Source organism: Verminephrobacter aporrectodeae subsp. tuberculatae At4 (assembly GCF_000193225.1).
Lineage (GTDB): Bacteria > Pseudomonadota > Gammaproteobacteria > Burkholderiales > Burkholderiaceae_C > Acidovorax > Acidovorax aporrectodeae.
The window spans coordinates 1-2,444 of the sequence record NZ_AFAL01000720.1 but is presented as its reverse complement, the minus strand read 5'-3'; the positions used below and the strand labels follow the sequence as shown (position 1 = coordinate 2,444).

The following is a 2,444-nucleotide window of genomic DNA, read 5'->3' as shown; positions in this document are numbered from 1 at the left end:
AGCGCTTCCAGTTCAACACTCATCAGACACTCCCATGTTCAACATCAACTTGGTGGACCTGTGGACAGGCCCAAGACGACCTGTCTTCCAGCATCCACTACCAGCGGCTATTGTGCGTGTTGGTTTCCACACGAAACGACGAGGAGCCGAATGCAGCGCATTCTTGACTTTGCCGCTGGCATCAGGTTCTGTCGCGAGCTTCAGGCTCAGGGGACTTATGTATAACGAAATGCTTTGAGGGCCTGCGGCAGGCGCTCACCGAATTCGAGGACCGGGTGTTTGTCGGCGACGCGCCGCCCAAGCGGGAATTGGTCAATGGCAACCGCACCAAATACGTGTCGAAGATTTGCATCAAGCCCAGTCCCACATCGCCCGGCACTTGGTTCAATGTCGAACTGCCGCTGAACCACGACTTGGTTGCGATCATTGGCAATAAGGGCAGCGGAAAGAGCGCCATGGCTGACATCATAGCGCTGGCCGGAGATACCAAGAACTTCAAGCACTTCTCGTTTTTGAATGACCGACGCTTTCGCAGCCCACCAAACAAGTTCGCATCCAAATTCGTCGGCGTACTCGGTTGGCGTGATGACACCGAATCCAAGCAGCAACTCGATCAAGACCCGTCCGAAACCAGCGTCGAGCGGGTCAAGTACCTGCCGCAAAGCTATCTGGAAATGCTCTGTAACGAGCTTGGCGAGAACGGCTCATCGACCTTTGACTCCGAACTGCGCAAAATTATCTACACACATGTCCCGCAAGAGGATCGCCTTGGCCACAACTCGATGGATGAATTACTCAAATTCAAGGTCGCTGAAATCGGGAGAGCACGCGAGCAGTTGCTCAAAGAAATCTCGAAAACCAACACCGAGATTTTGCAGACAGAGCAGCGACTCACCCCCGAGTTCAAGCAGTCTCTGCAAGAGCAGCAAAATGCCAAGGTCGCCGAGTTGGCGGCCATCGTAGAGTCAAAGCCCGTGCAGGTAGAGGACCCCACCGCCTCGGACGTTGCCAAAGAAGAGTCCGAAGCCGCGACGAAGAAGATTCAAACCCTGGAGGACAATCTCAGAAATCTGTTCGATGAGGAGAAACAGCTTCATGACAAGAAGGTGGTGCAAGTCAAGCGACGAGCCGTCCTGCTTCGAATTTGGCAAGCCACTGAAAATTATAAAAGAACCCATGGGCAATTCGTCGCCGAACTGGACATGATGTTGAAGGAAGTCGATGATGACATAAAGGTATCCGATCTTGTGCATTTGAAAATCACCACGGAGAAAATTCTCGATCTCGGCACGGCGGCGAAGGAATCCATCTCGATCATCGACGCGACCCTCACCAGCCAAGAACCGACGGGGCTGAATAAGCGGCGTGAAGCGGCTGAGGCAGGCATCGCCGAAATCAAGAGCAAACTCGGTGAGAAACAACGCTTGTTCATCCAATTTAAAGAACAGCTCACCAAGTGGGAGCGTTCCAAGGAAGAATTGACCGGAAGCAAAGACAAACCTCAGTCGATCGAGTGGTTCAAGGCAGAAATCGCGTCGATCAATTCCTTGCCGAACAAACTCGTGGTGTTGAAGGCGCACAGAGTAGAGTTAGCCAGGCAGGTTCACGAGCAGATTTTCAAGACTGTCGAGGAATACCGCCAGCTGTATGGGCCTGTGCAAGAGTTTGTCATGTCCACAGGCCAGATGAATATGGACCTCCCCTTGAGCTTCGCCGTGCGCATCGACGGGTCTGACTTTCAAGAGACGTTTCTTCGCAAAATCAATCGCCAATCGCGCGGTAGCTTTTCCGGCATGAACGAAAGCGAGCAGCTTATGCGTGGGCTGTTGAAGGAAATCAGTTTCGAGAATGTGAACTCCACCCTCGATTTCCTCGGCAGGATAGACTATATGCTCTACCTCGACCATCGAGAGTCAGGTGGTGGTCGCGAAACAAAGATAGCCGACCAACTCCGCCGTGAATCCAATCCGCAGGACATCTTAGACTACCTGTTCGGCATGAGCTACCTCACCCCTCGGTATTCGCTCACATTGAATCAACAAGAGATCAGCCAGCTCTCCCCTGGCGAGCGTGGGTTGCTTCTGCTGGTCTTCTATCTCTTGCTGGACAAGGACGACATCCCGATCGTCATTGATCAGCCCGAGGAAAATCTTGACAACCAAACCATCTTCAATGTACTCGTCAAATGCATCAAGGCGGCCAAGCAGCGTCGCCAAGTCATCATGGTGACCCACAACCCCAACTTGGCCGTGGTGTGTGACGCTGAGCAGATCATCTGCGCCACTTGCGACAAGACCACAAACACCTTCAACTACATTTCGGGAAGCATCGAATCGCCCGCGATCAAGGCCAAGGTTGTCGATATTCTTGAAGGCACCAAACCTGCCTTCAAGAACCGCCAACAAAAGTACGGTTTTGACGTGGTTTCGTAACTACTCAGCCCC

Annotated in this window: 1 protein-coding gene; it reads left to right on the top strand. The window is 52.7% G+C overall.

Annotated elements, in window-relative coordinates; translation table 11 throughout:
* The first annotated feature begins 188 nt into the window (after positions 1 to 188).
* Positions 189 to 2,432 carry a TrlF family AAA-like ATPase gene (locus VTU_RS28980; RefSeq protein ID WP_138927983.1) on the top strand — a complete coding sequence of 748 codons (2,244 nt, stop codon included), beginning with the start codon at positions 189 to 191 and terminating at the stop codon, positions 2,430 to 2,432.
* Positions 2,433 to 2,444: the final 12 nt, after the last annotated feature.